Raw genomic sequence first — 1,691 nt, 5'->3', positions numbered from 1 at the left:
AACGTGAAGTGCTACGTGATCGGAAAGTCTTTGACAATCCCATTACCTGCCGCCAAGAAGTCTTTCGATGGTGCATGCGCTACAACACCCGCAGACGGCACTCCTGGTGCAACCTTCTAGCTCCCGATGACTTCGAAGCACTCACATCAGCTACACTGACCCAAGCAGCATAGCTAACCCCCGACGTGTCTACTTTCCGGGGGTCAGGCCCGTTTCCTCCTGGGCGGAGTCTGCAATGCTGCTCAGGTGGCCGCACTACGCATAATCGTTGTCGGATCCGTACCTGATGAAGTGAAACCCAAAGCCCTTTCTACGATGGGTTCAATTAACAGCTCCGCAATGCTTATTGGATACATCATCGGGGCACCTGTTGTAAGTGCCATCGGCCCAGCTGCGGCCCTTGTCGTATCAGGGTTTGGCACCTCTATCCTCACTCTGGGGCCAATTCTGAAGACCACCATGTACGGTGCCTCCGGTGACCAAGACTACGACAACAAATAGCATTCAATTCTGTAGTAAATCTACTGTCAGATGCGAGTTTTTGGTACCGGTGTTCTGGGGACTCGGTACTGCCGTGTTCCGGGTAGTTGGTACCGGGCCGAGGGGTGCGTCGGCCCGGACGGGCTACAATTTCAGGGTGGAATCACAGCTAGTCGCCTACATCGATGAGTCCTCCGCCCTTAGACCCCCAGACCGGCAGGAGTACATGGTGTGTGCAGCCATCATCGACACTCAAGACTTGGAAAAAATACGCGAGGAGCTGCGTCCACTACGACTTCCTGGCCAGGTCAAACTTCACTGGACCGACGAACGTAATAGCCGACGCCGAAAAATCGTGGACACCCTTTCTGAGATCGACTCCATGCAAGCGATCATCACCCACCAGAGTGAAGTGAGCAAGAAGACGGAGAGGCACCGCAGGAAATGCTTGGAGCAGATGTACTTCGAGCTCTCCGAGATGCACGTCCACAACGTCACTTTGGAAAGCCGGCAAGAAGCACAAAACAGGCGAGACGTCGCCCATATAGTTGCCCTGCAGGGCCAAGGACAAAGTGCTGGTATCCGACTGCGACACGTACGCGGTGGCGATGATCCCCTGCTCTGGATTCCAGATGCCGTTCTGGGAGCACTGAACTCCGTCCATCTAGGGGAAGAGCAGTACTGGGAGAAGCTGCACGAGAAAGTGGTCCTCAACCGTCCCACCCCGGATTCCCTCTAGAGGCAGGCGAAGACCCTGAGTCCAGTCGTCCGGCTGGGATCCCAGGGTCTTCTTCCGATCCTGTCGTAACAGGTGGCAATAACACTAGGGTAGCACCATTTGGCACCATTTAGCACCATTTGGCACCATTTGGCACCATTTGGCACCGATAGGCCCCGTCCGTTTCCTTAGCTGGATCGGCGGCCTCATCCTGGTTTCCTGACCAAATCCACATCGACCAAGCCGAACGCAGCGGGCTAAATATCACTCTGCTCAATACCCCTAGACGTTGACGCCGACATGCCCCGCCGAGATACAGCAGGTCATAGGACAAAGACCTCTTACTCCGGCCATCACTGAATCGATCATCAAACCACCCCGGCGGGAGCTGACGGAAAATCTCTGAAGTCAAACCCTCATCAGAGATGACTTTCTTTGCACGGGATACTTCCCGTCGTGAACACCCCAATGCGTGTGTGATCTGCGCCTAGCT

Annotated in this window: 2 protein-coding genes; both read left to right on the top strand. The window is 55.1% G+C overall.

The window, feature by feature from the left end:
• The first annotated feature begins 315 nt into the window (after nucleotides 1–315).
• Nucleotides 316–501, top strand: a complete 186-nt coding sequence (locus HMPREF2935_RS12735) for a hypothetical protein (RefSeq protein ID WP_070732599.1) — start codon at nucleotides 316–318, stop codon at nucleotides 499–501.
• A 136-nt stretch (nucleotides 502–637) separates the two neighbouring features.
• The gene (locus HMPREF2935_RS07240; RefSeq protein ID WP_080986250.1) at nucleotides 638–1,219 is read left to right on the top strand and encodes a hypothetical protein; all 582 of its coding nucleotides are present in this window, start codon (nucleotides 638–640) and stop codon (nucleotides 1,217–1,219) included.
• Nucleotides 1,220–1,691: the final 472 nt, after the last annotated feature.

Source organism: Corynebacterium sp. HMSC076D02, from assembly GCF_001813815.1.
Classification (GTDB): domain Bacteria; phylum Actinomycetota; class Actinomycetes; order Mycobacteriales; family Mycobacteriaceae; genus Corynebacterium; species Corynebacterium simulans.
Note: the sequence above shows the minus strand (reverse complement) of the source record. Positions and strands in the feature narration are given on the sequence as shown.

Coding starts and splice junctions, on each gene's coding strand:
- HMPREF2935_RS12735 (WP_070732599.1), top strand. CDS start 316: ATGGGTTCAATTAACAGCTCCGCAATGCTTATTGGATACATCATCGGG.